The 551-nt window shown below is 49.0% G+C and carries 1 pseudogene; it reads left to right on the top strand.

The annotated features are described in order from the left end of the window. Positions 1–551 (top strand): annotated as a pseudogene (locus ACOCEA_RS14900) (hypothetical protein); the annotation flags it as partial.

Genomic DNA, 551 nt, shown 5'->3' with positions numbered 1-551 from the left:
TTTGAGGTACGTGCCTCGGGTGCCGATATCTGGGGCAGTGCGGACGAGTTCCATTTTGTGTACAGGGAATTGACAGGAAATGGCGAGATTATAGCAAGGGTAACCGCATTGGAGCAGACTTCTGGTTGGTCAAAGGCTGGGGTTATGATAAGAAATACACTAGATGATGATTCGGCTTTCGCATATATGTCAATGTCCCCAATTGCAGGCATCGGAGAACCAGCTCATTGGTTACAACACCGCAATACTGTTGGTGAGTTCATGGATGCCGATAATTCTACACCAGCAGTTGCGGATGCCTTTCCATCTTACATGAGATTGGTACGTGTTGGTAACATAATCACAGGATATGTGTCTGAAAGTAATGGGAATTGGAGTCAAGTAGGCAATCCGATAAGTATACCAATGTTCGAAACGGTCTACGTAGGGTTGGCTGTGACCTCGCACAACGACGGTGTTGTTGCCACGGCGACCTTTGACGATGTAGTGGTACAGGGTCTTGCGCCAAGTGGCAATGAGCCACCGGTCGCTGTTGCCGGCGGTACGCCTTT

The organism is Maribacter luteocoastalis (assembly GCF_048890225.1).
In the GTDB taxonomy this organism is placed as follows: domain Bacteria; phylum Bacteroidota; class Bacteroidia; order Flavobacteriales; family Flavobacteriaceae; genus Maribacter; species Maribacter luteocoastalis.
Note: the sequence above shows the minus strand (reverse complement) of the source record. Positions and strands in the feature narration are given on the sequence as shown.